The following is a 24,520-nucleotide window of genomic DNA, read 5'->3' on the forward strand; positions in this document are numbered from 1 at the left end:
GAAACCGGCGGGGTTCGGCCTCGCAGCCGCTGTCGCTCAAGGCCAGAGCCGTGGCCCTGCTCGCGCAGCGCGAGCACAGCGCGATGGAGCTGCGCCGCAAGCTGCTGCGCATTGCTCGTGATCGACAAGCTGCGCTGATCGAGGCCGCCGCCGGCGAGGGCAATCCCTCTTCGAGCCCAGGGCCGGGGGCCGGGCGTTCCGAGGCCGAGGATCCAGACGGCTCCGAAGCCCAGGCGGTCACGCTGACCCAGGAAGTGGACGCGGTCCTCGACTGGCTCAAGGCGAACGGCTATCTCGACGAATCGCGATTCGTCGAGTCGCGCATCCACGCGCGCTCCCAGCGCTTCGGACAGCGCCGCATCGAGCAGGAGCTCGCCCAGCATGGGTTGGCGCTCGACGCGGAGCAGCGATCGGCGCTGGCGGCCGGAGAGCTGGACCGCGCTTGTGAGTTGCTGCGTCGCAAGTTCGGCGAGGGAGCGCCGGTGGACGCGTCGGCGGAGGCCAAACGGCTGCGCTTCCTGACGGGGCGAGGCTTTGGATCCGAACTCGCCCGCAAGGCGGTGCGCCGCGTTGCCGCCGGCCCTGACGCATGAAGCGGTGACAGACGCAGAAACCGCCTGAAACTTCGTGCGTCACGAGCACCTTTCGAGCCGCTGACAAGCCCACGCCAGTGCGCGGCACAACCGCGCCAAGGGCTTGATGCAACGCAGCATGCTACATTTTCGGCTTCGCAAACCAGCCCGCCGGCGTTCGTCCGCGGGCGTGTTTTTGCGTGTTTGCATCGGTTTATGTCTTTCACCGCCTCCCCCGAGCGCCATCCGCCGCAACGTCGCCGAACCGTCGACGCGAGGTCCTATGGCCGCGACGACGGGATCCTTGTCGCGGAGGCCCGGCTGAATCCGGCGCTGCAAACCCCATCTCAACGCCGGCATCGCGGAGCGTCCGCGGCATCGGCGGCCTCTTCCTGATTCATCCATCAAGCGAGACCTCCCTATGAAGATTCACGAGTACCAGGGCAAGGAAATCCTGCGCCAGTTCGGCGTGCCGGTGCCGCGCGGCATTCCCGCGTTCACGGTGCAAGAAGCGGTCGAAGCCGCGCAGAAGCTGGGCGGCCCGGTCTGGGTGGTCAAGGCGCAGATCCACGCCGGCGGTCGCGGCAAGGGCGGCGGCGTCAAGCTGGGCAAGAGCCTGGACGACGTGAAGGCGCTGTCCGAGCAGATCCTGGGCATGCAGCTGGTCACGCACCAGACCGGCCCGGCCGGCCAGAAGGTCCGCCGCCTGTACATCGAGGAAGGCGCGGACATCAAGAATGAGCTGTATGTCTCGCTGGTGACCGACCGCGGCACCCAGAAGGTGGCCTTCATCGCGTCGAGCGAGGGTGGCATGGACATCGAGGAAGTCGCCCACTCGACCCCCGAGAAGATCATCACCGAGTACATCGACCCGCTGACCGGCATCACCGCGGGGCAGTCGAAGAAGATCGCCGCGGCCATCGGCCTGACCGGCGCTTCGGTGGACCAGGCCGTCGACCTGTTCGCCAAGCTCTACAAGTGCTACATGGACACCGACGCGTCGCTGGTGGAAATCAACCCGCTGAACTGCGACTCCAAGGGCAACCTGATCGCGCTGGACGCCAAGTTCAACTTCGACGCCAACGCGCTGTTCCGTCATCCGGAAATCGTCGCCTACCGCGATCTGGACGAAGAGGATCCGGCTGAGATCGAAGCCTCCAAGTTCGACCTGGCCTACATCTCGCTGGACGGCAACATCGGTTGCCTGGTGAACGGCGCCGGCCTGGCCATGGCCACGATGGACACCATCAAGCTGTTCGGCGGCGAGCCGGCCAACTTCCTGGACGTCGGCGGCGGCGCCACCGCCGAAAAGGTCACCGAGGCCTTCAAGATCATGCTGAAGAACCCCGAGGTGAAGGGCATCCTCGTCAACATCTTCGGCGGCATCATGAAGTGCGACACCATCGCCGAAGGCGTGATCACCGCCTGCAAGGCCGTCAACCTGAATGTGCCGCTGGTCGTCCGCATGAAGGGCACCAACGAGGAGCTGGGCAAGAAGATGCTGGCCGAGTCCGGCCTGCCCATCATCGCCGCCGACACCATGGCCGAAGCCGCGACCAAGATCGTCGCCGCCGTCAAGTAAGCCGCAGACCCAGCCAAGGAATACGACATGAGCATCTACATCAACAAGGACACCAAGGTCATCACCCAGGGCATCACGGGCAAGACCGGTCAGTTCCACACCCTGGGCTGCCAGGCCTACGCCAACGGCAAGAACGCGTTCGTCGCCGGCGTGAACCCGAAGAAGGCGGGCGAGAAGTTCTCGGACATCCCCATCTACGGCACCGTGAAGGAAGCCGCCGCCCAGACCGGCGCGACCGTGTCGGTGATCTACGTGCCGCCCGCGGGCGCCGCCGCCGCGATCTGGGAAGCCGTCGAGGCTGACCTGGACCTGGCGATCTGCATCACGGAAGGCATCCCCGTCCGCGACATGCTGGAAGTGCGCAACAAGATGAAGGCCAAGGAACTGGCCGGCGGCAAGAAGACGCTGCTGCTGGGCCCGAACTGCCCCGGCCTGATCACGCCCGACGAGATCAAGATCGGCATCATGCCCGGCCACATCCACCGCAAGGGCCGCATCGGCGTGGTCTCGCGCTCCGGCACGCTGACCTATGAAGCGGTCGCGCAGCTGACCGAGATCGGCCTGGGCCAGTCCTCGGCCGTCGGCATCGGTGGCGACCCGATCAACGGTCTGAAGCACATCGACGTGATGAAGGCCTTCAACGACGATCCCGACACCGACGCCGTGATCATGATCGGCGAGATCGGCGGCCCGGACGAGGCGGAAGCCGCGCGCTGGTGCAAGGCCAACATGAAGAAGCCGGTCGTCGGCTTCATCGCCGGCGTCACCGCCCCTCCCGGAAAGCGCATGGGCCACGCCGGCGCGCTGATCTCGGGCGGCGCCGACACGGCCGATGCCAAGCTGGCCATCATGGAAGAGTGCGGCTTCACCGTGACCCGCAACCCGTCTGAAATGGGCAAGCTGCTGAAGGGCCTGCTGTAAGCAGCAGGAAAAACCTGATGAGGAAGATCGTTGGTGCGTAATTTCACGCACTGCGATCCCAGGGGTAGGGCGGGGACAATCCTCGCGTACCCCCTGAACCAAGGAAGGGGCCCAGTGGGCCCCTTCTCTCGTTCATCCCTCCAACGCTTTAGACTGGGCCCTCGTTGCGCGAGGCCCGGCGCGGGTTCCCCTCCATGGACATGTTCACCAGCCCCGAGTTCTGGCTCGCCGTCGGCCAGATCATCCTGATCGACATCCTGCTGGGTGGCGACAACGCCGTCGTCATCGCGCTTGCCTGCCGCAAGCTGCCGCCCAACCTTCGCACGAAGGGCATCATGTGGGGCACCGCCGGCGCGATCGTGCTGCGCGTCGTGCTGATCTTTTTCGCGCTCACGCTGCTCAAGCTGCCGTTCCTGAAGCTGGTCGGCGGTGCGCTGCTGCTGTGGATCGGCATCAAGCTGCTGATGCCGGAAGCCGAGGATGACCACTCGAAGATGGAAGCGAGCGACAAGCTCTGGGGCGCGGTGAAGACCGTCATCATCGCGGACTTCGTGATGAGCCTGGACAACGTCATCGCGATCGCCGGTGCCGCGGAAGGCGCGGGCTCCCATCACCAGATGCCGCTGGTGATCTTCGGCCTGCTGGTCTCGATCCCCATCATCGTCTGGGGCAGCCAGCTGGTGATCAAGCTGATGGACAAGTTCCCGATCGTGATCACGCTGGGCGCAATGTTGCTGGGCTGGATCGCCGGCACGATGCTGGTCACCGATCCGGCGCTGAACAGCTGGGTGCCGATGCAGCCGGGCGACAAGCCCGGGACCACGGAAGTGCTGCCACAGGTCTATTACGCGCTGGGCGTGGGTGGCGCACTGTTCGTGTTGATCGTCGGCAAGCTGCTGGCTGCGCGCAAGCCGGCCGAAGCCTGACGAAAGGCCCGCCATGCCATGAGCGCCTCCGGCTTCCTGAAGCGATTGCTGGGCCGGGGCGCGTCCGACGAGGACGGGCATGGCGCGCCTGACACCCTGCCCACGACACAGCCGATGCCGCGCGCGGCCGGCGTGGCGCTCGACGACTACGAGATCGGCGAGGAACTCGGTCGCGGGGCGATGGCGGTGGTCAACCGTGCGATCGACCGGCGCAGCGGCGGAACGGTCGCGATCAAGCGGCTGGCCTTGCAACGCGAATTCGCGCCCGAGGACCTGATCGACGTCCGCGACCGCTTCATGCGGGAAGCCAGCGCGGCGCGACACCTGGATCACCCCGACATCCTTCGCGTCCTGGACGCCGGCGAATGCGCCGGCGACACCTGGATCGCCATGGAGTACGTCGTCGGGCAGGATCTCAGCCACCACACGCGAGCGGGGCAGCTGCTGCCCCTGCGGGAGGTGCTGCTGCTCGGCGCCCGGCTGGCGCGGGCCCTGTCTTACGCCCATGGACACGGCGTCGTGCACCGCGACATCAAGCCGGCGAACGTGATGCTGGAGCGCGAGTCCGGCAGCGTGAAGATCATGGACTTCGGCATCGCGCGCGTCGCCGACGGCAGCCGCACGCGGACCGGCCTGGTGCTGGGTACGCCGTCCTACATGTCGCCGGAACAGCTGGCCGGCCTGCAGGTGGACGGGCGCAGCGACTTGTATTCGCTGGGTGCGATGCTGTTCCAGCTGCTCACCGGCCATCTGCCCCACCAGTCCGAGTCGATGGCCACGCTGATGCATCAGATCACCAACCAGCCGGCGCCGGACATCCGTCGCCTGCGTCCGGAGCTCCCGGAATCGCTGGCGCTGATCGTCGCTCTCGCGCTGGAGAAACGCCCCGAGCTGCGCTACCAGCGCGGTGACCTGATGGCTCAGGATCTGGAGGCGGTGTTGAGCCAGATTCCGGTCGAATTGGCCAATAGCACAGGCGCCACACCCCCCCCGCCAGCGGGACAGGCATTCGAGCGAACTTTGCGGCTACAGTCCCAGGGCGCAGTGCACAATCCCCTTCCCCCAGCCGATCCCGCCAGCAAGACATGACCCTGGAGTTCTTCAGCGCCACCGACACCGGACGCGTGCGCGACAACAATGAAGACTCGGTCGCCCTGGAGCCGGGCGTCGGGCTGGCGGTCCTCGCCGACGGCATGGGGGGCTACAACGCCGGGGAAGTCGCCAGCCAGATGCTGACGACCTTCATCAAGTCGGAACTGGGGCGCTGGCTGGCTGAGAGCGGGCAGCATGCGACCGACATCGATGTGCGGCGTGCGATGGACATCTGCGTCGACAACGCCAACCGGGCGATCTTCAACGCCGCCAACACGAATCCGCGTTATGCCGGCATGGGCACGACGTTGGTCCTGGCAGTCTTCAGAGAACAGAGCCTGCTGCTTGGACACGTCGGCGACTCGCGCGCCTACCGCTTGCGGGAAGGGCAACTCGTTCAGTTGACGCGTGACCATTCGTTGCTGCAGGAACAGATCGATGCAGGTCTACTGACACCCGAGGAAGCCGTCTTCAGCAGCAACAAGAATCTGGTGACGCGGGCTGTAGGCGTCGAGGACACGGTGATGCTGGAAGTCCATCAGCATGAGCTGCTGCCGGGCGACCAGATCCTGCTGTGCAGCGATGGACTGTCCGACATGGTCGATGACGCCAGCGTGGCACAGGTGTTGCAAAGCCACGAAGACCTGCCTGAGGCGGCGCAGGCGTTGGTCGACGCGGCCAATGACATGGGCGGCAAGGATAATATTGCGATCGTTCTGGTTCGCGCGGAAAGTCGCACCAAGCCATGGGCGTGGTGGCCATTCAGTCGTAACAATGGGCGCCGTTGAGGCGGCCCGCTACAAATAAGACAGGACTCGAGGTCAAGCATGGGCAAGCTGGTGGTGTCGCTCGACGGCGTGGTGATCAAGGAAGTGCAGGTCACCAAGGACAAGACCACGCTCGGCCGTCGGCCGTACAACGACATCGTCATCGACAACCTGGCGGTCAGCGGCGAGCACGCCGTGCTGCAGATGGTTGGCGCGGATGTCTTCATCGAGGATCTGAACTCGACCAACGGCACGTACATCAACGGCAAGGCGATCAAGAAGCAGCTGCTCTCGCACAGCGACGTGATCGAAGTCGGGAAGTACAAGATCAAGTATCTGGTCGAGGACAACGCCGACTACGAGAAGACGATGATCCTGCGCCCGGGCACGGCCCCGAGCAGCGGTTTTGGATTGCCGTCCTCGTTCGGTGGCCTGGGCCCGGCGCCGGTGTCGACCGCGCCCGCCGCCATCAAGGTGCTCAACGGGCCGGCAGCCGGCCGTGAGGTCACGCTGACCAAGGTGGTCACGACGGTCGGCAAGCCCGGCGTGCAGGTGGCGTCGATCACCAAGCGGCCCAGCGGTTATGTCTTCGCACACGTCGAGGGCGGCGCCAGACCGGTGGTCAACGGCGCGCCTCTGACCGCCGAGTCGGTCCCGCTGAAAAACGGTGACGTGATCGAGTTGGCCGGCACGCAGATGCAATTCGTGCAGGTCTGACGCTTCGCTCCGCAGATCCGGTCAAAGGGGCTCGCGAGCCCCTTTTTCACGTGCGTTTCGGCCAAATCAGGCGTTGGATCGCCGCCAATCCTGTATCCAGATGATTCAGCACTGTCGGTCGATGACTGACACGCGTGCAGGTTTTCACGGCACACCGGCGGCGTCGCGTAAGCGACGGCAATAAGTCCCCGATTCGCGGATTCGGCGCTTAGCGCCGCGCAAGGCTGCCTCTACAGTCCCCGGCATGAAGATTCGCGTGCTCGGTTGCGCCGGCGCCCTGGCGGCCGGCTACAGGACCACCTCCTTCCTGCTGGACGACGATGTGCTCATCGACGCCGGCAGCGGCGTGGCCGAGCTCACTGTGGAGGCGATGGCCAAGGTCGACCATATCCTGGTCACGCATTCGCATCTCGACCACGTCCTGGCGATCGGCCTGCTGGCTGACACCGTCCAACGCCGACGCGCCCAGGCAGGCCGCCCGCCGGTGAAGGTCCATGCGCTTCGAGAAACGCTGGAAGCCCTCCGGGCCCACGTATTCAACGGCGTCATCTGGCCGGACTTCACCCGTTTGCCGTCAACGGATCGGCCCGCGTTGACCTTCCATGAGTTCGCCGTGGGCGATCGGTTGGATCTCGGCGATGGTCGCCGCATCGAGGTGCTGAGCGCTGCGCATACGGTTCCCGCGGTGGGTTTTGCCGTGGATGGCGGAGCGCTTGGTCACTGGGTCTTCACCGGAGACACCGGCCCGAATCCGGCGCTCTGGCAGCGGCTGTCGGAGATCAAGGTCGCGCATCTGGTCATCGAATGCGCGTTTGGCGACGACGAATGCGGGCTCGCCGGCATCAGCAAGCACCTATGCCCGACAACATTGCGGGATGAACTGGCGAAGCTAGACGGTTCGATTGATGTACACATCACCCACATCAAACCCGGTGAACGGGAGGCGGTGATGGAGGCAGTCATGGCGCTTCGTACGACGCATCGCTTGTCTGCCCTGGAGAACTTCCAGGAGTTCGCACTGGCCTAACGTTCGCTGCCGCCACACTTGCCGCCCGCACCGATCTTCGCTGTGGGCGGCTTCGTTTCGGGTGGTCGCGTACCTTGGCCGACAAACTTTGGCAGCACCTCGGCGACTGACAAATCGTGGCAGGGCGGCTGACAAAAATGGTCACTTGAAGTCAGGTCGCCGCCGACAGGCTGTGAAGTGGGTCACGGAACGGAGAAGGAATGCGGCTGGCACGGCCCCTGCGTTCATGGAGGTCGTCTCTACCCCTAATCTCTCTTTGGAGTGTTTATGAAGCGCGTTCAACAAGGTTTCACCCTGATCGAGCTGATGATCGTCGTGGCGATCATCGGCATCCTGGCCGCCGTGGCTCTGCCGGCGTATCGTGACTACATCATCCGCGCCAAGGCGTCGGAAATGTACGCGTTCACCGCTCAACCGAAGGCCAACATTCAGGAATGGGTCACGGTCAAGGGCACGATGCCCGCTACCGCTGACATCGCCATGCCGACCGCTCCGTCGGGCAGCGTCGTCGCCTCGACGGCCTTCGATGGCACCAACATCACGGTTACCGGCAGCAGTGTCGAACCCAAGCTGTCGGGCCAGACCGTGGTCATCAAGAGCTCGCTGCCTGCCAACACCGAAGTCGTGGTTTGGACTTGCTCCGGCGGCACGGTTGCCAAGCAGTATCTGCCGGCCAGCTGCAAGTAATCTAGCCTTGTGAACTGAAAGGCGCCTGGAGCGCCATGAAGAAGGAGCCTACGGGCTCCTTTCGTCGTTTGGAGGTATTCAACCGAAGTTTTGCCTCGGACTGCCGCGTTACCATACCGCCGCCCCGAATACTCCAATTTCACGGAAGGCTGCCGACACCGAGTGGCCACACCTGCCGTTCTCCCCACCCACGGGTTTATTCATGCTTCCGCTGACACCGCCCCCTGACGCGCGCTTCGCATGGCGAACTCGTGTCCGTGCTAGTGCCATCCACCTGGTCAGTTGCATCGCGGTAGCGACGGCTGTCGCAGCGTTGGTATTGCTGGTTTGGTATCCCTGGCCATATCGGGTGATCTCGGGCGGCGAACACCTACTTTTTCTTGTGATGGGCGTTGATATCGTCATGGGCCCGCTGATTACTCTTGCGATCTTCGACCCCCGCAAGCCGATGCGGGTGCTCAAGCGGGACCTGATTGTCATTGTCGCCCTGCAAATTGCTGCGCTCTTCTATGGCTTGCATACGGTTTATGTCGCACGCCCGATCGCGCTGGCGCTGGAGGGGTCGCGTTTCCGTGTCACCACGGCGGTTCAGGTCGTGTCGGAGGAATTGCCGCGTGCGCAGGAAGGCTTTAGGTCTTTACCACTGAACGGACCATGGTTGGTGGCAACGGCCGAGCCATCGGCGCAAGAACAAGGTGATGCCATCTTCATGGCCATGGCGGGGGCGGACCTCGGCGCACGACCGTTGTTCTGGCGGACTTGGGGGCCCGACGCCCGCCGCGAAACCCTAAAGGTGGGCAAGCCACTCGAGCCACTCCTGACGTCGTTGGCGAATCGCGTGGAGGTGGACGCGGCCATTGCTCGCACAGGCCGCCCCGCAGATCAGCTGCTGGTGATTCCCGTGATTGCGCGTCGTCTGGATTGGTCCGTGCTGATCGACAAGACCACGGGCGATCCGGTCGGATTTGCGCCCGTCGAGTCATTCTGAAGCTCCGCTTCATTGCCTGACACACATCTGCGGACCACGCATTCCCTACATGACTGAATATTTGCCTGCAGTGCCGTCGTCGCTGACTCTTCACCCTGCGACGTCCACAAGTGACGCATGCGTACGAGACACCAAGCTAGCCATCAAGGCAGCGTTGGTTGCATTGCTGATTCTTGCGTTAGCGGCCAGCCTTGGCCTCTGCAGTTGGCCTGGAGCCTCAATCATTCCGAGTTTGTTCTTCGGCACGGCCATTCAGCGCTTCAATGTCGTGGATAGCGTTGCGGTGTTGTTCGTGATCCTGTTTTGGGGAACATTGCCTAGCCGTACCGCAATGGCCGTGTCGCTCATGGGTGGCTCAGCGGTCTACGCTTTGCTTGCCTTGCTGCTACCCGATGTGTTTCGCCCCTCCAACCCCGAACACATCTTGTTGGCATACGGCGTGCCATGTATCGCGCTGGTTATTCATCGTGCTGTGCTCGCTGGTCGTTCCATTCCTGCCGACTTGATCGGTTACCGAATGCGCGGCGTCTTGGTTCTTCTGTTGCTCAATATTGTTCTTGCGAACGCCGCGCTTCAATTGACCGCGGCGGCTCATCCCGAGGTCATGGACACCCACGCGCTGGCCATGGATCAATTGCTGAACTTTGGCTTCGCGGCGTCGGTTGTGCAGGCTGTCCGCGGATCTCCTGGGTTGCTTGAACTACATGAGTTTCTCTACACCTATACGCCTGCGTTCCTACTTGGCGCGGTGGCTTTGCAACTCGCAGGCAAGCGGGCCCATGTGCCGAGCGTGACGCTGATATGGCTGTTGATGACGATGTCCGCCTGCGTCGCTTATCACCTGTTTCCCATCACAGGCCCGCGCTACGTCTTTGGTGACGTGGGTTTCGCGACTGCAATCGCCAAGCCCGTTACTCTTCAGCAGGTCCTTGTACTTGCCCCTTACCCCCGTAACGGCATGCCGTCGATGCACTTCGGCTGGGCCTTGGCGGCGTGCATCGTGTTATGGCAGACCGTGCGGCATTGGCTGCCGCGCCTTGTTGGCGCCTTGGCGACCTTGGGCGTTGCCTCGGCAACAATCGCCCTGGGCGAGCACTATCTGATTGACTTGATAGTGGCCATCCCATTCGTGCTTGGCGCAATGGCAATGGTCACGACTGGAGTTCCGTGGACGTCGGCAGCCAAGCGGCGGGTCGTTATCGCCGGCTTTGGCCAGTGGCTGGTCTGGGTGCTGTGCATGCGCTTTGCGATGCCCTTCTTGCAGGAGCATCAATGGATCGCCTTCGGTATGCTACTCGTCACGATCGCGGTCGTGGTCTTGCAGATCTCGTGGCGACGCCAATTCGAGGCGCACGCGATCACCCCCATCGAACCAGCGCCAAGCCCCCAAGCCACCGCGGAGCTTGAAGTGCAGCGTCGATGGCTGCATCGCTTCGGTCTGATGTTCGTAACTTCCGGTGCTGCGGCATTGGTGTATCAGGTCGTCTTCGCGAAAAAGCTGGCTCTGGTTTTCGGCAGCACGGCCACTGCGACCTTCACGGTGTTGGCGACATTCCTCGGCGGCATGTCGATCGGCGCACTGATTGGCGGCGTACTAGCGACACGCTCGCATCGACCGCTGCGCGATTACGCCATCGTCGAACTTGCGATCGCAGGCTACTGCGTGCTATCGCCCTTCTTGTTCGATCTCGCGCAGGCCGCATACGTGGCCTTGGCTGCGGGCGTGCCACCCGACGCGCCACAGCTGCTGGTGCTGCGGATCGCGCTCGGCGCTGCAGTACTCTCCGTGCCGACGGTACTGATGGGTATGACGCTGCCGTTGCTCGCTCAGGCGCTCGGTGCCACCGCCGGCTCGCTGGGCAATCGGGTGGCTTGGCTCTACTTCTGCAACACCATTGGCGCGGCGCTCGGCGCACTCCTGACGGCCTACTTCGTGATTCCGGCGGTGGGTATCCAGCGCACTGTGCTTATCGCCGCTTTGCTCAACCTCATGGTGGCGCTCGGCGCGCTTGAATTGCTCAAGCAGCCGGCCGCAGACCGTGCTGCCGTGCCGGCCGCTCTGGCCGGCTCCAGCCAGACGCCGTTCGGCAGCCGGCAGGTGACGTTGGCCATGGCGGCGCTGGGCATCGGTGGCATGCTGTCGCTTGGCCTGGAGGTCACCTACGTGCACCTGCTGTCGATCGTGGCGGGCAACAGCGTCTATGCATTTGGGTTGATGCTGGCCGCGTTCCTCATGGGCCTATCGCTCGGGGGCGAAGGCGCGCGCCGACTCCTCGGACGACTGTCCCCTGTGGCCGGCCTGGCCGCAGCCCTGCTGTGCCTTGCCGCGTCGATTGTTCTCACTGCTGGCGGATGGAACGCTATCCCAGACTATTTCGCCAGTTTTCAACAGTACGGGGCGGTACGAAGCTTCGGCAGCCGCGAAGCGATCCGCGGCATGGTATGCATGCTGATCATGGTGCCACCGACCCTGTGCATCGGCGCGGCCTACGTTTTCGCGATGGAAATCGCGACCTCTGGCGCTACTGTCAAGCGACTCGGTGCCGCGGCGGCAATCAATACCCTGGGCAATATCGTCGGTGTGCTGCTGTTTGGATTCGTTGTGTTGCCGCGCTGGGGCGGCTTGGATGCGGCTCTGTTGATCGCTTTCTGCGCGATAGCGCTCGGACTCATCCTGCTCACAACCTCCATTGCTGGACGATCGCGACGCTGGGTCGCTCTATTCGCCGTCGCAACACTCGGGCTCCTTTGGCAACACCGCGACGCCACGCTGGATTACCGCACTCTCAGTTCAGGTGCCAATGTGTATTTCGCGGCGCAGGACTGGGGGCGTGTGGTGGACCACGCAGAAAGCATTGACGGTGGCCTAACCGCAGTGGCGCAAGGCGACCTTCAAGGCCGGCCTCTGAAGACGCTGCTGACCAACGGAAAATTCCAAGGCAATGACTGGCTCACCGGAGAGATGCAGGCACAGATCGGCTTCGCGATGGCGCCGCTAATGCATCAGGAGCGTCGGGAGCGGGCGCTTGTGATCGGCTACGGAACCGGGGCAACCAGCCGCGTTTTTCACGAGGCGGGTTTCAAGCGAGTGGATATTGCGGAACTCAGCGCCGATATCGTGCGGCTCGCTGACCAGCATTTTCCGGCGATCAACCGTCAGGTCTCGTCGCAGCCAGGCGTGCACCTCAGTGTGACCGACGGCCGCAATCTACTGTTGCTGTCGCGAGATCAATACGATGTAGTCAGCATCGAGCTGACTTCTATCTGGTTCGCGGGCGCCGCCTCGCTCTACAACCATGAGTTCTATGAACTGGCAAAGCGCAGGATGACGGAGGACGGTGTGCTACAGCAGTGGGTGCAATTGCACCGGTTGACGCCTGAGGACATCCTAACCGTCGTGGCCAGCCTGCGCAGCTCGTTCCACTTCGTGAGCCTGTATGTGTTGGGTGGGCAGGGCGTCTTGGTCGCCACCAACGATCCCGCTCGCGCGATGCCTCGACTGCAAGCGGTGCAGACGCTGGAGTCCTTTGCGGAGCTTGAGGAGGTTCGGACAATCCTTGGCCGGCCACTCCGAGCGCTGATCGGAGACCGGTTGCTCGCACCCGATGGGGTGGATCGCTTTGTGGCCAGTTCAGGCGTAGCGCCCGCCGTGTGGGTTAGCACCGACGACAATGTGCGACTCGAGTACAGCACGCCACGAGCCAATGTTCGTGACCCGCTGGCCTCACAACAACAGAATCTGGCGGTGCTGCAACGCTTCAGCGCGTCACCTTCGATACCGACGGCTCCGGCTTCCGCCGCTACCCGCTGATGAGTGAGGCGTCGGCGGCGTTGATGCGCCAGGACAGTAAAGTAGTCAGTCCGCAAGACGCAAATTGCCCATGACGCCCGCCGCGACGACTCGTACCGCCGATATGTCCACCTTTGATCCGGGGCAGTCGGTCGTACCGCCCCGCCGGCCGCTTATCCTCCTGGGCCTGCTCGTTGGCGTCACGCTCGCCCCGCTGATCGCCTTCAACCAGACGCCGTCGGCCACGCTTTACAACCAGCTGATGGCCTTTGCAGGTCTCGGGCTGCTGGTCGCCGGTCTGGCGTGGGGACGCTCCCTGCGCGCAGGCTGGCGCAACGACGGCGTGTCCCTCTCCCTGCTGCTGATGACCGCCGTCGCCTTGGCGGCGCCGTTCACCCATGGACTCCCCTGGTCCATGTCGTTGACCAGCATTGCGATGCTGCTCGGCGCGTTGCTCGCCGTGCAAACCGGTCGCGCCGTGGTGGCCAACCAGAGAGACCAAGTGCTGACGCTCTTCTGCGTCGCCCTCGTCGGCGCCGGTGTGCTGAGCGTCGTCGTCAGCCTCATCCAGATGTTCTTCCCGTCGCTGGCCGACGGCAACGTCATCGCACGCTCAGGGCTCGTGGGTCGCGCGGTCGGCAACATGCGCCAGCCCAATCACCTTGCGAGCCTGCTGATGTGGGCCTGCGTCGCGTCCGTGTGGCTGGCGCAAGGCGGCTGGCTCGCTCGCCGTCTGGGCGGAGCGCTGAGAGGCACCGTCGCACTGCACGTGCTGCTCTTTCTCTTCGTCTTCTGCGTGCTGCTCAGCGCCTCCCGCACCGGCATGATCGGCGTGGCGATGCTCGCCCTCTGGGGCGCGGTCGATGCCCGACTCGCCCCGCGCGTGCGCATCGCGCTGGGATCGACGCTGATCATGTTCGCCATCGGCTGGGGGCTGCTCGAGGCTTACACCGCCCTGAGCCATCACGCCTTCGGCGCCCAGTCCCGCGTGTCTGAGGAAGGCGCGGGTTCTCCGTCGCGCATCGCGATCATGAAAAACGCGATCGGCCTGTTGCAGCGCTACCCGCTGACCGGCTCCGGTTGGGGAGACTTCAACTTCGCTTGGACGATGACGCCGTTCCCGGACCGCCCGGTCGCGTTCTTCGATCACACCCACAACCTCGAACTGCAATTGCTCGTCGAGATGGGGCTGCCCCTGGGCCTGCTCACGCTAGCCCTGCTCGCCTTGGGTCTGTGGAAGGGCTTCGCCCGCGCCGTGCGCGGAAGCGCGGCCACGCGTTGCGCGGCCATGCTGGTCGCGATGATCGGCCTCCACAGCCAGTTCGAGTACCCCCTCTGGTATGCCTATTTCCTCCTTCCGGCTGCATTCGCCTATGGGCTCTGTCTGGCGGGGGGGGATGTCGCCGAGTCGACGCCGGCGACCGGTCAGCGCCGACCATGGCTGGCGGCGCTCGGGCTTGTGGTTGCGGCCGCCGTGCCGCTGGTCGTGATCGACTACCTGCGCATCGTGCACATCTACGCGCCGCCGGCCGGTGCGGCTTCGCTCGACGACCGCATCGCCGCTGGCCAGCGTTCGCCGCTGTTCGCGCTCCAAGCCGATTACGCCGAAGCCACGGTGCAACCGCCGGGAGCCGTGGCTCTCGCCGCAGCCCGGCAGACCGGGCATCACCTGATCGACACGCGCCTGCTGATGGCCTGGGCGAAATCGCTCAACGCGGTCGGCGAGACCGACAAGGCGCGCTACCTGGTCCAGCGCCTGCGCGAGTTCCGCAACGTCGCCAGCGAGGAGTGGCTCAACGAATGCGACGAGGTCGCGCAACTGGGCGCCGCAGCCAAGCCCTTCCAATGCGAAGCGCCGAAGCGCGAGTACAGCTTCCGCGAACTACGCTGATCGGGCGAGCCAAGCGGATAGGGGCTGGGGAGTCAGACCTCGGCGGTCCAGTCGCCCGACTTCCCGCCGTGCTTCTCCAGCACGCGGATCTGCTCCATGACCATGCCCCGATCAGCGGCTTTGCACATGTCGTAGACGGTCAGCAGTCCCACCTGCACGGCGGTCAGCGCCTCCATCTCGACGCCGGTGCGCCCCAGCGTCTCGACCTGCGCGGTGCAGACCACCGCGTTCGCCGCCTCATCGAGTTCGAACTCGACAGCCACCCGCGTGATCGGCAGCGGATGGCACAGCGGAATCAGATCCGACGTCCGCTTCGCGGCCTGGATCGCGGCAATGCGCGCGACGCCGATCACATCGCCCTTCTTTGCGTTCCCATCGCGGATCAGAGCCAGCGTCGCCGGCTTCATCCGGATGCGCCCCGCCGCGCGCGCCACGCGGTGCGTGACATCCTTGCCGGAGACGTCCACCATGTGGGCTTGTCCGTCGGCGTCAAAATGGGTCAGAGGCGAGCTCATGGGCGCGGCAACAATCGCGAAACCGAAGAGGCGTCATCATAGTTCCCGCCCTGGAGATCCCTTGAAGCGACCGAACCCCATTCCCTTCAGCCGTCGTTGCCTGGCGGTGCTGCTCAGCGCGATGCTGCTCGGCCAGGGCGCCGCTGCGCAGGTGAACCTGCCCGCCCTGGGCGACTCGGTGTCCGCGGACGTCAGCATCGGCGCCGAGAAGAAGCTCGGCGACCAGGTCATGCGGCAGATCCGGCCGGACCCCGACTACATCGACGATCCGCTGCTGCTCGAGTACGCGCAGAACACCTGGCAGCCGCTGGTGAACGCGGCGCGCCGGCTCGGCAACATCAGCGACGACACCAGCGACCGTTTCGCCTGGGAACTCTTCCTGGTGCGCGACCGCTCGGTGAACGCGTTCGCGCTGCCCGGCGGCTACGTGGGCGTACACCTCGGGCTGATCGCCATGACGGGGGCGCGTGACGAATTGGCCTCGGTGCTGGGGCACGAGTTGTCGCACGTCACGCAGCGGCACATCGCGCGGAGCATCGTCGGCGATGCCCGGACCAGTGCGCTCGCGACGGTGGGGCTCTTGCTGGGCATCCTCGCCGCCGCGAAGAGCCGCAGCGTCGACGGCGCCCAGGCCGCGATCGTCACCAGCCAGGCGGCAGCGGCGCAAGCGCAACTGAACTTCTCGCGCGACATGGAGCGCGAGGCGGACCGGGTGGGCTTCCAGGTCATGACGCAGGCGGGCTACCAGCCCGCCGGCATGGCCAGCATGTTCGAGCGCATGGAGCAGGCTTATCACCTGATGGATTCGGGGGCTTATCCCTACCTGCGCAGTCACCCGCTGACCAGCGAGCGCATCGGCGAGGCGCGCGCGCGACTGGGCACGGCCGCGCAGACCAAGCTGGTCGGCACCTCGGAGCATGTCTTGATGGCCGCGCGCGCCCGTGTGCTGATGGACCAGCGCACCGATCCCTGGCGCGTGCTCCAGGGCCTAGACGCTGGCTCGAGAGCCGGCGAGAAGAACATCGATCAGCTCGCCGCGCGCTACACCAGCGCGCTGGCGTCGATCAAGCTGAGGGACTTCTCCCGCGCCGAGGCCACGCTGAAGACGGCCGACGCGCTGGCGGGCCTGCTCGGCGCCGACCCGGGCGCGAAGCGGCTGCTCGTCTACGCGCATGCTGAACTGGAGGTCGCCCGCGGCAGGCCGGACGCTGGTTTCGCGGCGCTGGAGCCGCTCAAGAACGAGCGCTCGCGCCCGATGCTGATGATCCGCGCGGATCTGGCGCAGGCGGACCCGCGGCCGGAAGTGAAGCGGGAAGCCGCCGAGGCGCTGCAGACCCACCTGGCGCTGCATGCGCAGGACGCGCTGGCCTGGCAGGAAAGCGGCACCTTGTGGCAGCAGCTCGGCCAACCGCTGCGCTCGCTGCGGGCTCAGGGCGAGAACCGCGCGGCACTCGGCGACATCACCGGCGCGATCGACCGCCTCGCGTCGGCGGAACGCCAGGGCCGCGCTCGCTCGGCCGACCAGTTCGAAGCGTCGGTGATCGACTCCCGGCTGCGCGATCTTCGTTATGAGCGCCGCCAGATGCTGATGGAGATGTATCCCCGCGGGGTGCCGCCTGGCGCCGAACCGTGAATGCGCCTCGCAGGCGCCAGAACGAAGGCCGCTCGATGAGAGCGGCCTTTTTCATGGCGGGAGGTGCCCTGGCCAGCGAGGGGGGCTCATTCGCTGTCGGGGAACAGCCGTTCGATCAGCACGTCGATGGCCATGCCGCACAGCGAGTAGATCAGCGAGCCGATCAGCGCCGCGCCGAATCCCGCGACGGTGAAGCCGTCCAGCACGGTGGCCGTGGCCCAGAAGAGCAGCGCGTTGATGACGAAGAGGAACAGGCCCAGCGTCAACAGCGTGACTGGCAGCGTCAGCAGCACCAGCACCGGTCGCAGGATCGTGTTGAACAAGCCCAGCACGAAGGCCGCGATCAGCGCCGTGCCGAAGCCCTTCACCTGGACGCCAGGGTAGAGATGCGCCACCAGCAGCAGCGCGGCCGCCAGAAGCAGCCAACGGGTCAGCGTTTTCATGCCGCTCAGCATACCGGCAGGCATCATCAGAAAAATACGAACTTGAAATCGCCAACAACACAAGATAATCCGAACCTTCCGAAAGGGGAGTAGCCACGCGGCCCAGGCCGCGGCAGACGCCCGTCAGTACGTTGCCTTGTTGGCAGCCGGGCTCTGCACCTGACACCGGACCGCCGTCACCGACGCGGCGTGGCGTCAGTCTTGCAAGACCTTTTGGCCGGACGGCGGTCGCTCGATCGCCGCGAGTGTCTTGGGGATCGGTACAGTCCGCCCCGTTCTTGCAAGGAGTCTTCATGAGCACGATCGTGCCCACCTGGTTGTGGGTGGTTTTCGTCGGCATCGTCGTGGTGTCGCTGTTCCTCGACTTCGTTGTCCTGCGCAAGCAGGGCGCGCACGAGGTGGGCGTCAAGGAAGCGATCAACTGGTCGCTGGTGTGGGTGGCGTTGAGCGTCGCCTTCATGGGCCTGCTGTGGTGGGCCGTCAAGGACGGCACCGGCGACACGGCGCTCGCCAACACCAAGGCGCTGGAGTTCATCACCGGCTATCTCATCGAGAAATCGCTGGCGGTCGACAACATCTTTGTCTTCCTGATGATCTTCACCTACTTCGCGGTGCCGTCGGCCTACCAGAAGCGGGTGCTGATGATGGGCATCATCGGCGCCATCGTGCTGCGCACGGTGATGATCCTGGTCGGCGGCTGGCTGATCGCGCAATTCCACTGGATCCTCTATCTCTTCGGCGCCTTCCTGCTGATCACCGGCATCAAGATGTGGTGGGCGGCCGGCAAGGAACCGGACCTCGAGGACAACCCCGCGCTGAAGCTGCTGCGTCGTGTGCTGCCGGTCAGCAAGAACTTCGACGGCGAACGCTTCTTCACCGTCGAGAACGGCAAGCGCATCGCCACGCCGATGCTGCTGGTGATCGCGCTGGTGGGCATGACCGATGTGATCTTCGCGGTGGACTCGATCCCGGCGATCTTCGCGATCACCAGCGATCCCTTCATCGTGCTGAGCTCCAACATCTTCGCGATCCTCGGCTTGCGCGCGATGTACTTCCTGCTTGCGGCGATGGCGTCCAAGTTCCACCTCCTGAGCTATGGCCTGGCCGTCGTGCTGGTGTTCATCGGCGCCAAGATGATGCTGATCGACGTCATCAAGATCCCGGTGCTGCTGTCGCTGGGCGTGGTGGTGGCGATCCTCGCGATCACGATGATCTGGAGCCTGCGCACCGCGCCCAAGCTGCCCGAGCATCGCTCGAACGAGTCGCCGGACGCGCTGAACTGACGGCCCGCTGACGGGCAGGGCGCTTCCCCGCCCCGCCATCCCCCTCCGACCCGCGTGACGCGCCAGCGTCCCGCGGGTTTTTGCATTTCCGAGCAGATTCCGAGCAGGCCCAGGCGTCGCGCGTTCGCCACGCGGAAGCGCTATTCACCAGCAAATCTTTGACATGTACAAATGAGAATGCTTAGCATTTGCGGCCTTTGAGTCCAGAACCGGCCTCAATCACCCGCCACCGCCAGCCAGTCGCGATCAGGGAGGGGCCCGCCACCGTGCGCCGTGAAGCGTCGGGACGACGCCGCCAGCGCGCAGCCAGCCGAGCCGATTTCCATAAGAACTTCTCCCCCCGGAGCTCGATCCCCATGTCCCGCTACATCAAGAGCCGCAAGCACGCGGTGGCCCCGCTGGCCGCACTGGCCGCCTCCCTGACCCTCCCGCTGGCCCACGCCGCCGAAGCCACTGCCCCCGCCGACGCCGGCTCGACCGCCGCGTCCTCCTCCGCCGCGCCCTACCTGCCCCAGGTGAAGATCGAAGGCACCGCCCAGTCCGCCTACAAGGCCGACAAGAGCGCCTCCTCCAAGCTGACCCAGCCGCTGCTGGAGACGCCCAAGACGATCTCGGTGATCAAGAAGGAAGTGCTGCGCGAGCAGGGCGCCGTCTCGCTGATCGAAGCGCTGCAGAACACCCCCGGCATCACGATGCAGCTGGGCGAGAACGGCAACACCTCCGCCGGCGACACCTTCCAGATGCGCGGTTTCAGCGCCAGCACCTCGACCTTCGTCGACGGCATCCGTGACCTGGGCGCGGTGACCCGCGACGTGTTCAACGTCGAGCAGATCGAAGTGGTGAAGGGCCCGGCCGGTGCCGACACCGGCCGCGCCGCCAGCGCCGGCTACATCAACCTGATCACCAAGCTGCCGCAGATCGACGACTTCATCGACGGCTCGGTGACGATCGGCGACGCCAGCCGCAAGCGCGCCTCGGTCGACGTCAACCAGAAGATCTTCGACAACAGCGCCGTGCGCCTGAACGCGGTGTGGCAGGACTACGGCGTCCCCGGCCGCGACGAGGTCAAGCGCAAGAACTACGGCATCGCGCCCTCGATCGCGTTCGGCCTGAACACGCCGACCCGCTTCTTCCTGTACTCGCAGCACCTGCGCCAGAACAACCGCCCGGACGGCGGCGTGCCGACCATCGGCTGGCCCGGCTACACGGCGGTGTCGTCCGCGACGGTGACGCCGGCCCAGGCCGCCGCGCTGATGGCCGCGCCCAAGGTCGACCGCAAGAATTTCTACGGCAGCGTCCACGACTACGAGGACGTCAAGGCCGACATGGTCACCGCCAAGCTCGAGATGGACATCGGCAACCAGATGACGGTGCGTAACGTCTCGCGCTACGGCCGCACCTACATGGACCGCCTGGTCACCGGCATCAACTCGATCGTCGCGGTCGACCCGGCCGACCGCAGCACCTGGACGATCAGCCGCTCGCGTCAGCGCGTCAACCAGACCAACGAGATCCTGGCCAACCAGACCAGCCTCAACACCACGCTGGCCACCGGTGGTCTCAAGCATGACCTGTCCACCGGCATCGAGCTGATGTACGAGAGCCAGGACAACCGCGGCTACACCGCCGTGGTCCCGGCCGGCACCAACGTCGCCAACCTGTACAACCCGAACCCCAACGTCGACCTGGGCGGGTCGGTGCGCAATGCCGCGGCCGACACCTCGGGCAGCACGACCACCACCGCGATCTACGCGCTGGACACGATCTCGGTCACCGACGCGCTGAAGCTCACCGCCGGCCTGCGCACCGAGCACTACAAGGTCAAGTACAGCAGCGCCGCCACCGGCGCGCTGGACACCGGCAAGTGGGTGACCAGCTGGAACGTCGCCGCGCTGTACAAGCTGTCCGAGAACGGCACGGTCTACGCCGCCGCCGCCAACTCGCTGACGCCGCCGGGGGGCGCCAATTCGACGCTGGCCGCCTCGGGCCAGAACGCCACCGCCGCCGACGCGCAGGAGACCAAGAACTACGAGGTCGGCACGAAGTGGGACCTGCTGCACAAGCGCCTGAACCTGACGGCCGCGCTGTACCGCAGCGAGAACGACGGCCAGGTCAGCGTCGACGCGGTGACCAACGTCGCCACGCAGAGCGGCAAGACCCGCGTCCAGGGCATCGAGCTGGCGGCCGTCGGCCAGATCACCAACTTCTGGCAGATCACCGCCGGCTTCCAGACCATGGACGCCAAGGCGCTGAGCCTGCGCAGCTTCAACTCGACCACCGGCGTGCAGACCACCACCGATGGCGTGCGCTGGACGCCGAAGTGGTCGGCCACGCTGTGGAACTCGTACCAGTGGAACGACTTCACCATCGGTGGCGGCGTGCGCCACACGGCCGAGCAGAAGCGCATCGTCACCGTCAATGCCGCGCCGGCCAACGGCCTGGCGGCGCTGCCGGCCTTCACCGTCGTGGACGTGATGGGCGCCTACCGCGTCAACAAGAACCTCAGCCTGCAGCTGAACGTCACCAACCTGTTCGACAAGGAATACATGTCCTCGCTGAACAACGGCGGCAGCCGTCTGGTGCTGGGCGCTCCGCGTGCGGTGACGTTGATGGCCAACATCGGCTTCTGAGCCGATTGAGGTAGCGTACGCGCGGCCCGTTCCCGTTCTGGCGGGGGCGGGCCGTTCGTCCGTCCCGCCCCCGAACCGAATCGATCCGGACATGTTGCTTCACATCCCCGAAGTGCTCAGCAAGCAGGACGTGCGCGAGATGCGCAAGCTCCTGGACGCCGCCGACTGGACCGACGGCCGCGCGACCGTGGGCGAGCAGGGCGCGAAGGTCAAGCAGAACCGCCAGCTGCCGGTGGACCATCCGGCCGCGCGCGAGATCGGCGCCCACATCCGCCAGGTGCTGGCGCGGCATCCGCTGTTCATCTCGGCCGCGCTGCCGCTGCGCACCCTGGCGCCGCTGTTCAACCGCTACGAGGGCGGCGAGCAGTACGGCTTCCACATCGACGGCGCGATCATGCGCCAGCAGGGCACCGACCAGCCGCTGCGCAGCGACGTGTCCTCGACGCTCTTCCTCAGCGAGCCCGACGAGTACGAGGGCGGCGAGCTGGAGGTCGTCGACACCTATGGCACCCACGAGGTCAAGCTGCCCGCGGGCGACCTGATCGTCTATGCCAGCACCAGCCTGCATCGCGTCACGCCGGTGACGCGCGGCGCGCGCGTGTGCTCCTTCTTCTGGACGCAGAGCCTGGTCCGCCAGGACTGGCAGCGGGCGATGCTGTTCGAGCTCGACCAGACCGTCCAGAAGCTGCGCGCCCGGCTCGGCGACGACGCCGAGACGACCGCCCTCACCGGCCACTATCACAACCTGCTGCGGCTCTGGGCCGAGACCTGAGCGCGCGAGACCGTTCCGATGACGCCGGCCGACACTTCCCCCTCTTCCGCCGCCAAGCCCGGCAAGGGCCCCGCCGCGCGCGCGGCCTGGCTCAAGCAGCTGCACCAGTGGCACTGGATCAGCTCGGCGATCTGCCTGATCGGCATGATCCTGTTCGCCGTCACCGGCATCACGCTGAACCACGCCGCCGACATCGAGTCCAAGCCCGCGATCGTCGGCAAGACGGCGCAGCTGCCCGCCGAGCTCGCCGCGACGCTCAAGCCGCGCTCGGTCGACGAGGCCAGCGAGGCCGACCGCAAGGCCGCCGTACCCGCGCCCGTGCGCGCCTGGCTGGCGAAGGAACTCGGCCGGCCCATCGATGCCCGCGAGGCCGAATGGAACCGCGACGAGGTCTACCTCGCGATGCCGCGCCCCGGCGGCGACGCCTGGGTCCGCATCGCGCGGGACAGCGGCGAGGTCGAGTACGAGGACACCGACCGCGGCTGGATCTCCTACTTCAACGACCTGCACAAGGGCCGCCATGCCGGCGTGGCCTGGAGCTGGTTCATCGACCTCTTCGCCGTCGCCTGCCTGCTGTTCTCCGTCACCGGCCTGCTGATCCTGAAGTTCCATGCGGTCAGCCGGCCCAGCACCTGGCCGCTGGTCGGCCTGGGCCTCGTCATTCCCGCGCTGCTGGCGCTGCTGCTGATCCACTGACCTGAGCTGACCTGATCCCCGACACGACCACGATCGGCGCCCGCCGCGGCGCCGGTCCCGTCCTTCTTTCCGCCGACCTTCCCGTTCCGAGCCGCCGCCAGGATCCTCCCGACCTTCCACCGAGACATCGACCATGAATCGCTCCGCAAGTCGTACCCTCCTCACGATCGGTGCCCTGGGCACCCTGGCCACGGGCTCGTCCGCCTGGGCCGCCACCGTCCAGCTCAAGCTCGAGCTGCCGCGCCTGAACGTGGCCGAGTACCACCGCCCCTACATCGCCGTCTGGGTCGAGAAGGCCGGCGAGTCCGGCCCGGCCGTCGCGCAGTTGGCGGTCTGGTACGACATCAAGAAGCAGAACAACGCCGGCACCAAGTGGCTCAAGGACATGCGCCAGTGGTGGCGCCAGGGCGGCCGCAACCTGACGGTGCCCGCTGACGGCGTAAGCGCCGCCACGCGCGCGCCCGGCGAGCATGCGATCTCGCTGGACACGCATCCGGCGCTGGCCGCGCTGCCCCCGGGCAAGTACGACATCGTCGTGGAGTCCAGCCGCGAGGCCGGCGGCCGCGAGGTACAGCGCCTGCCGCTGACCTGGCCCGTCAAGGCCGCGGCCACCGTCAAGGCGCAGGGCGAGCACGAGCTCGGCGCGCTGGAACTGAACGTCAAGCCCTGAGCGGCATCCCGTCCCCCGACACGACACGGAGCACTCCACCATGACGAAGACTTCGATCGCTTCCCGCCTCGCCCCCGTCGCCCTGGCCGTCGCCGCGCTGTTGCCGCTGGCCGCGCACGCCCACATGACCTGGCTGCTGCCCAACAAGTCCGCCTTCGACGGCAAGGAGCCGGTGGCCTCCTTCGACGCGGCAGTCTCGGAAGACCTCTTCAACTTCGAGCGGGCGCTCAAGCTCGACACGCTGCGCATCACCGCGCCGGACGGCAAGACCGTCGAGGCCGAGAACCGCAGCACCGCCCGCCACCGCGAGAGCTTCGACGTGAAGCTGACGCAGGACGGCACCTGGCGCATCAGCAACGTCAGCCAGTCCATGATGGGCAGCTACAAGCAGGGCGGCGAGACCAAGCGCTTCCGCGGCACGCCGGCGAGCTTCGCCAAGGACGTGCCGGCCGACGCCGAGATCACCGCGCTGACGGTGATGACCAACCGCCAGCAGACCTTCGTCAGCAGGGAGGAGGCCGGCAAGGTCGACTTCAAGCCCGAGGGCGACGGCCTGGAGCTGCTGCCGCTGGGCCCGGTCACCGACCTGAGCCATGGCGACAAGACGCGCTTCCGTCTCCTGCTGGACGGCAAGCCGGCCGCCGACGTGCAGCTGAAGCTGGTGCGTGAAGGCAACCGCTACCGCTACAAGTTCGGCGAGGTCGAGCTCAAGACCGACGCCCAGGGCGAGTTCACCGTCGAGTGGACCGAGCCGGGCCGCTACTTCCTCGGCGCGAGCACCGGCCCGGCGCGCGGCCCCAATGCGCCGGCCGGCACGCGCCAGGCGCCGGTGCAGCGCGCCGGCGTCAGCGCCACCTTCGAGGTGCTGCCCAAGTGAGCCCGACGAGCGGGACGACTCACGCGCGGACGCCGGGCCTC

General features: G+C 65.8%; 21 protein-coding genes. 19 read left to right on the plus strand and 2 right to left on the minus strand.

Annotated elements, in window-relative coordinates; all coding sequences use genetic code 11:
- The first annotated feature begins 50 nt into the window (after positions 1–50).
- The 12 genes from FHT38_RS23460 to FHT38_RS23515 all read left to right on the plus strand — a co-directional run bounded on the left by FHT38_RS23460 (position 51) and on the right by FHT38_RS23515 (position 14,960).
- The gene (locus FHT38_RS23460; protein WP_404935740.1) at positions 51–593 is read left to right on the plus strand and encodes a regulatory protein RecX; all 543 of its coding nucleotides are present in this window, start codon (positions 51–53) and stop codon (positions 591–593) included.
- Between the two features lie 400 nt (positions 594–993).
- Positions 994–2,154 carry an ADP-forming succinate--CoA ligase subunit beta gene (gene sucC / locus FHT38_RS23465; RefSeq protein ID WP_183493391.1) on the plus strand — a complete coding sequence of 387 codons (1,161 nt, stop codon included), beginning with the start codon at positions 994–996 and terminating at the stop codon, positions 2,152–2,154.
- Positions 2,155–2,181: 27 nt separating this feature from the next.
- Positions 2,182–3,075, plus strand: a complete 894-nt coding sequence (gene sucD, locus FHT38_RS23470; protein ID WP_091730292.1) for a succinate--CoA ligase subunit alpha — start codon at positions 2,182–2,184, stop codon at positions 3,073–3,075.
- Between the two features lie 194 nt (positions 3,076–3,269).
- Positions 3,270–4,001 (plus strand): TerC family protein, encoded by a 732-nt coding sequence (locus tag FHT38_RS23475; RefSeq protein ID WP_091730296.1) that lies wholly within the window; start codon positions 3,270–3,272, stop codon positions 3,999–4,001.
- Between the two features lie 18 nt (positions 4,002–4,019).
- Positions 4,020–5,090: a serine/threonine-protein kinase gene (locus FHT38_RS23480; RefSeq protein ID WP_091730299.1), complete on the plus strand. Its 1,071-nt coding sequence runs from the start codon at positions 4,020–4,022 to the stop codon at positions 5,088–5,090.
- A complete protein-coding gene (locus tag FHT38_RS23485; protein WP_091730304.1) occupies positions 5,087–5,881 on the plus strand; it encodes a Stp1/IreP family PP2C-type Ser/Thr phosphatase in 795 nt (264 codons plus the stop codon). The genes FHT38_RS23480 and FHT38_RS23485 overlap by 4 nt, the downstream gene beginning before the upstream one ends.
- A gap of 39 nt (positions 5,882–5,920) precedes the next feature.
- Positions 5,921–6,577 (plus strand): FHA domain-containing protein, encoded by a 657-nt coding sequence (locus FHT38_RS23490; RefSeq protein WP_091730306.1) that lies wholly within the window; start codon positions 5,921–5,923, stop codon positions 6,575–6,577.
- A 244-nt stretch (positions 6,578–6,821) separates the two neighbouring features.
- A complete protein-coding gene (locus FHT38_RS23495; protein WP_183493392.1) occupies positions 6,822–7,604 on the plus strand; it encodes an MBL fold metallo-hydrolase in 783 nt (260 codons plus the stop codon).
- 267 nt (positions 7,605–7,871) lie between these two features.
- Positions 7,872–8,291 (plus strand): pilin, encoded by a 420-nt coding sequence (locus FHT38_RS23500; protein WP_183483823.1) that lies wholly within the window; start codon positions 7,872–7,874, stop codon positions 8,289–8,291.
- A 202-nt stretch (positions 8,292–8,493) separates the two neighbouring features.
- Positions 8,494–9,279: a pilus assembly protein gene (locus tag FHT38_RS23505; RefSeq protein WP_183483825.1), complete on the plus strand. Its 786-nt coding sequence runs from the start codon at positions 8,494–8,496 to the stop codon at positions 9,277–9,279.
- Between the two features lie 49 nt (positions 9,280–9,328).
- Entirely contained in the window at positions 9,329–13,090 is a 3,762-nt protein-coding gene (locus tag FHT38_RS23510; RefSeq protein WP_183493393.1) for a fused MFS/spermidine synthase, read from the plus strand.
- 70 nt (positions 13,091–13,160) lie between these two features.
- Positions 13,161–14,960 carry a PglL family O-oligosaccharyltransferase gene (locus FHT38_RS23515; protein WP_183493394.1) on the plus strand — a complete coding sequence of 600 codons (1,800 nt, stop codon included), beginning with the start codon at positions 13,161–13,163 and terminating at the stop codon, positions 14,958–14,960.
- 32 nt (positions 14,961–14,992) lie between these two features.
- On the opposite strand, the gene moaC is transcribed toward FHT38_RS23515, so the two are convergent.
- On the minus strand, positions 14,993–15,475 hold the full coding sequence (gene moaC, locus FHT38_RS23520; protein WP_147240520.1) for a cyclic pyranopterin monophosphate synthase MoaC: 483 nt from the start codon (positions 15,473–15,475) through the stop codon (positions 14,993–14,995).
- Positions 15,476–15,536: 61 nt separating this feature from the next.
- Between moaC and FHT38_RS23525 the strand changes: the two genes are divergently transcribed.
- Positions 15,537–17,108, plus strand: a complete 1,572-nt coding sequence (locus FHT38_RS23525) for a M48 family metalloprotease (protein ID WP_183483833.1) — start codon at positions 15,537–15,539, stop codon at positions 17,106–17,108.
- 86 nt (positions 17,109–17,194) lie between these two features.
- On the opposite strand, the gene FHT38_RS23530 is transcribed toward FHT38_RS23525, so the two are convergent.
- Entirely contained in the window at positions 17,195–17,551 is a 357-nt protein-coding gene (locus FHT38_RS23530) for a phage holin family protein (RefSeq protein WP_091731857.1), read from the minus strand.
- A 293-nt stretch (positions 17,552–17,844) separates the two neighbouring features.
- On the opposite strand from FHT38_RS23530, the gene FHT38_RS23535 reads away from it, so the two are divergent.
- The 6 genes from FHT38_RS23535 to FHT38_RS23560 all read left to right on the plus strand — a co-directional run bounded on the left by FHT38_RS23535 (position 17,845) and on the right by FHT38_RS23560 (position 24,479).
- A complete protein-coding gene (locus FHT38_RS23535; RefSeq protein WP_091730334.1) occupies positions 17,845–18,834 on the plus strand; it encodes a TerC family protein in 990 nt (329 codons plus the stop codon).
- Between the two features lie 356 nt (positions 18,835–19,190).
- Positions 19,191–21,464: a catecholate siderophore receptor Fiu gene (locus FHT38_RS23540; RefSeq protein ID WP_091730337.1), complete on the plus strand. Its 2,274-nt coding sequence runs from the start codon at positions 19,191–19,193 to the stop codon at positions 21,462–21,464.
- A 91-nt stretch (positions 21,465–21,555) separates the two neighbouring features.
- A complete protein-coding gene (locus FHT38_RS23545; RefSeq protein ID WP_183493395.1) occupies positions 21,556–22,236 on the plus strand; it encodes a Fe2+-dependent dioxygenase in 681 nt (226 codons plus the stop codon).
- An 18-nt stretch (positions 22,237–22,254) separates the two neighbouring features.
- On the plus strand, positions 22,255–22,932 hold the full coding sequence (locus FHT38_RS23550; RefSeq protein WP_091730346.1) for a PepSY-associated TM helix domain-containing protein: 678 nt from the start codon (positions 22,255–22,257) through the stop codon (positions 22,930–22,932).
- Positions 22,933–23,065: 133 nt separating this feature from the next.
- Entirely contained in the window at positions 23,066–23,602 is a 537-nt protein-coding gene (locus tag FHT38_RS23555; RefSeq protein ID WP_183493396.1) for a DUF2271 domain-containing protein, read from the plus strand.
- Between the two features lie 40 nt (positions 23,603–23,642).
- A complete protein-coding gene (locus FHT38_RS23560; RefSeq protein WP_183493397.1) occupies positions 23,643–24,479 on the plus strand; it encodes a DUF4198 domain-containing protein in 837 nt (278 codons plus the stop codon).
- The last annotated feature ends 41 nt before the right edge of the window (positions 24,480–24,520 follow it).

Source organism: Mitsuaria sp. BK041 (assembly GCF_014193085.1).
Taxonomy (GTDB): Bacteria; Pseudomonadota; Gammaproteobacteria; order Burkholderiales; family Burkholderiaceae_C; genus Roseateles.

Excerpts from the sequence above, each read along its gene's own strand:
- FHT38_RS23475 (WP_091730296.1), top strand. The coding sequence starts at position 3,270 with ATGGACATGTTCACCAGCCCCGAGTTCTGGCTCGCCGTCGGCCAGATC.
- FHT38_RS23555 (WP_183493396.1), top strand. The coding sequence starts at position 23,066 with ATGAATCGCTCCGCAAGTCGTACCCTCCTCACGATCGGTGCCCTGGGC.
- FHT38_RS23505 (WP_183483825.1), top strand. The coding sequence starts at position 8,494 with ATGCTTCCGCTGACACCGCCCCCTGACGCGCGCTTCGCATGGCGAACT.
- FHT38_RS23510 (WP_183493393.1), top strand. The coding sequence starts at position 9,329 with ATGACTGAATATTTGCCTGCAGTGCCGTCGTCGCTGACTCTTCACCCT.
- FHT38_RS23515 (WP_183493394.1), top strand. The coding sequence starts at position 13,161 with ATGACGCCCGCCGCGACGACTCGTACCGCCGATATGTCCACCTTTGAT.
- sucC (WP_183493391.1), top strand. The coding sequence starts at position 994 with ATGAAGATTCACGAGTACCAGGGCAAGGAAATCCTGCGCCAGTTCGGC.
- FHT38_RS23530 (WP_091731857.1), bottom strand. The coding sequence starts at position 17,551 with ATGAAAACGCTGACCCGTTGGCTGCTTCTGGCGGCCGCGCTGCTGCTG.
- moaC (WP_147240520.1), bottom strand. The coding sequence starts at position 15,475 with ATGAGCTCGCCTCTGACCCATTTTGACGCCGACGGACAAGCCCACATG.
- FHT38_RS23560 (WP_183493397.1), top strand. The coding sequence starts at position 23,643 with ATGACGAAGACTTCGATCGCTTCCCGCCTCGCCCCCGTCGCCCTGGCC.
- FHT38_RS23545 (WP_183493395.1), top strand. The coding sequence starts at position 21,556 with ATGTTGCTTCACATCCCCGAAGTGCTCAGCAAGCAGGACGTGCGCGAG.
- FHT38_RS23495 (WP_183493392.1), top strand. The coding sequence starts at position 6,822 with ATGAAGATTCGCGTGCTCGGTTGCGCCGGCGCCCTGGCGGCCGGCTAC.
- sucD (WP_091730292.1), top strand. The coding sequence starts at position 2,182 with ATGAGCATCTACATCAACAAGGACACCAAGGTCATCACCCAGGGCATC.
- FHT38_RS23485 (WP_091730304.1), top strand. The coding sequence starts at position 5,087 with ATGACCCTGGAGTTCTTCAGCGCCACCGACACCGGACGCGTGCGCGAC.
- FHT38_RS23540 (WP_091730337.1), top strand. The coding sequence starts at position 19,191 with ATGTCCCGCTACATCAAGAGCCGCAAGCACGCGGTGGCCCCGCTGGCC.
- FHT38_RS23480 (WP_091730299.1), top strand. The coding sequence starts at position 4,020 with ATGAGCGCCTCCGGCTTCCTGAAGCGATTGCTGGGCCGGGGCGCGTCC.
- FHT38_RS23550 (WP_091730346.1), top strand. The coding sequence starts at position 22,255 with ATGACGCCGGCCGACACTTCCCCCTCTTCCGCCGCCAAGCCCGGCAAG.
- FHT38_RS23535 (WP_091730334.1), top strand. The coding sequence starts at position 17,845 with ATGAGCACGATCGTGCCCACCTGGTTGTGGGTGGTTTTCGTCGGCATC.
- FHT38_RS23490 (WP_091730306.1), top strand. The coding sequence starts at position 5,921 with ATGGGCAAGCTGGTGGTGTCGCTCGACGGCGTGGTGATCAAGGAAGTG.
- FHT38_RS23500 (WP_183483823.1), top strand. The coding sequence starts at position 7,872 with ATGAAGCGCGTTCAACAAGGTTTCACCCTGATCGAGCTGATGATCGTC.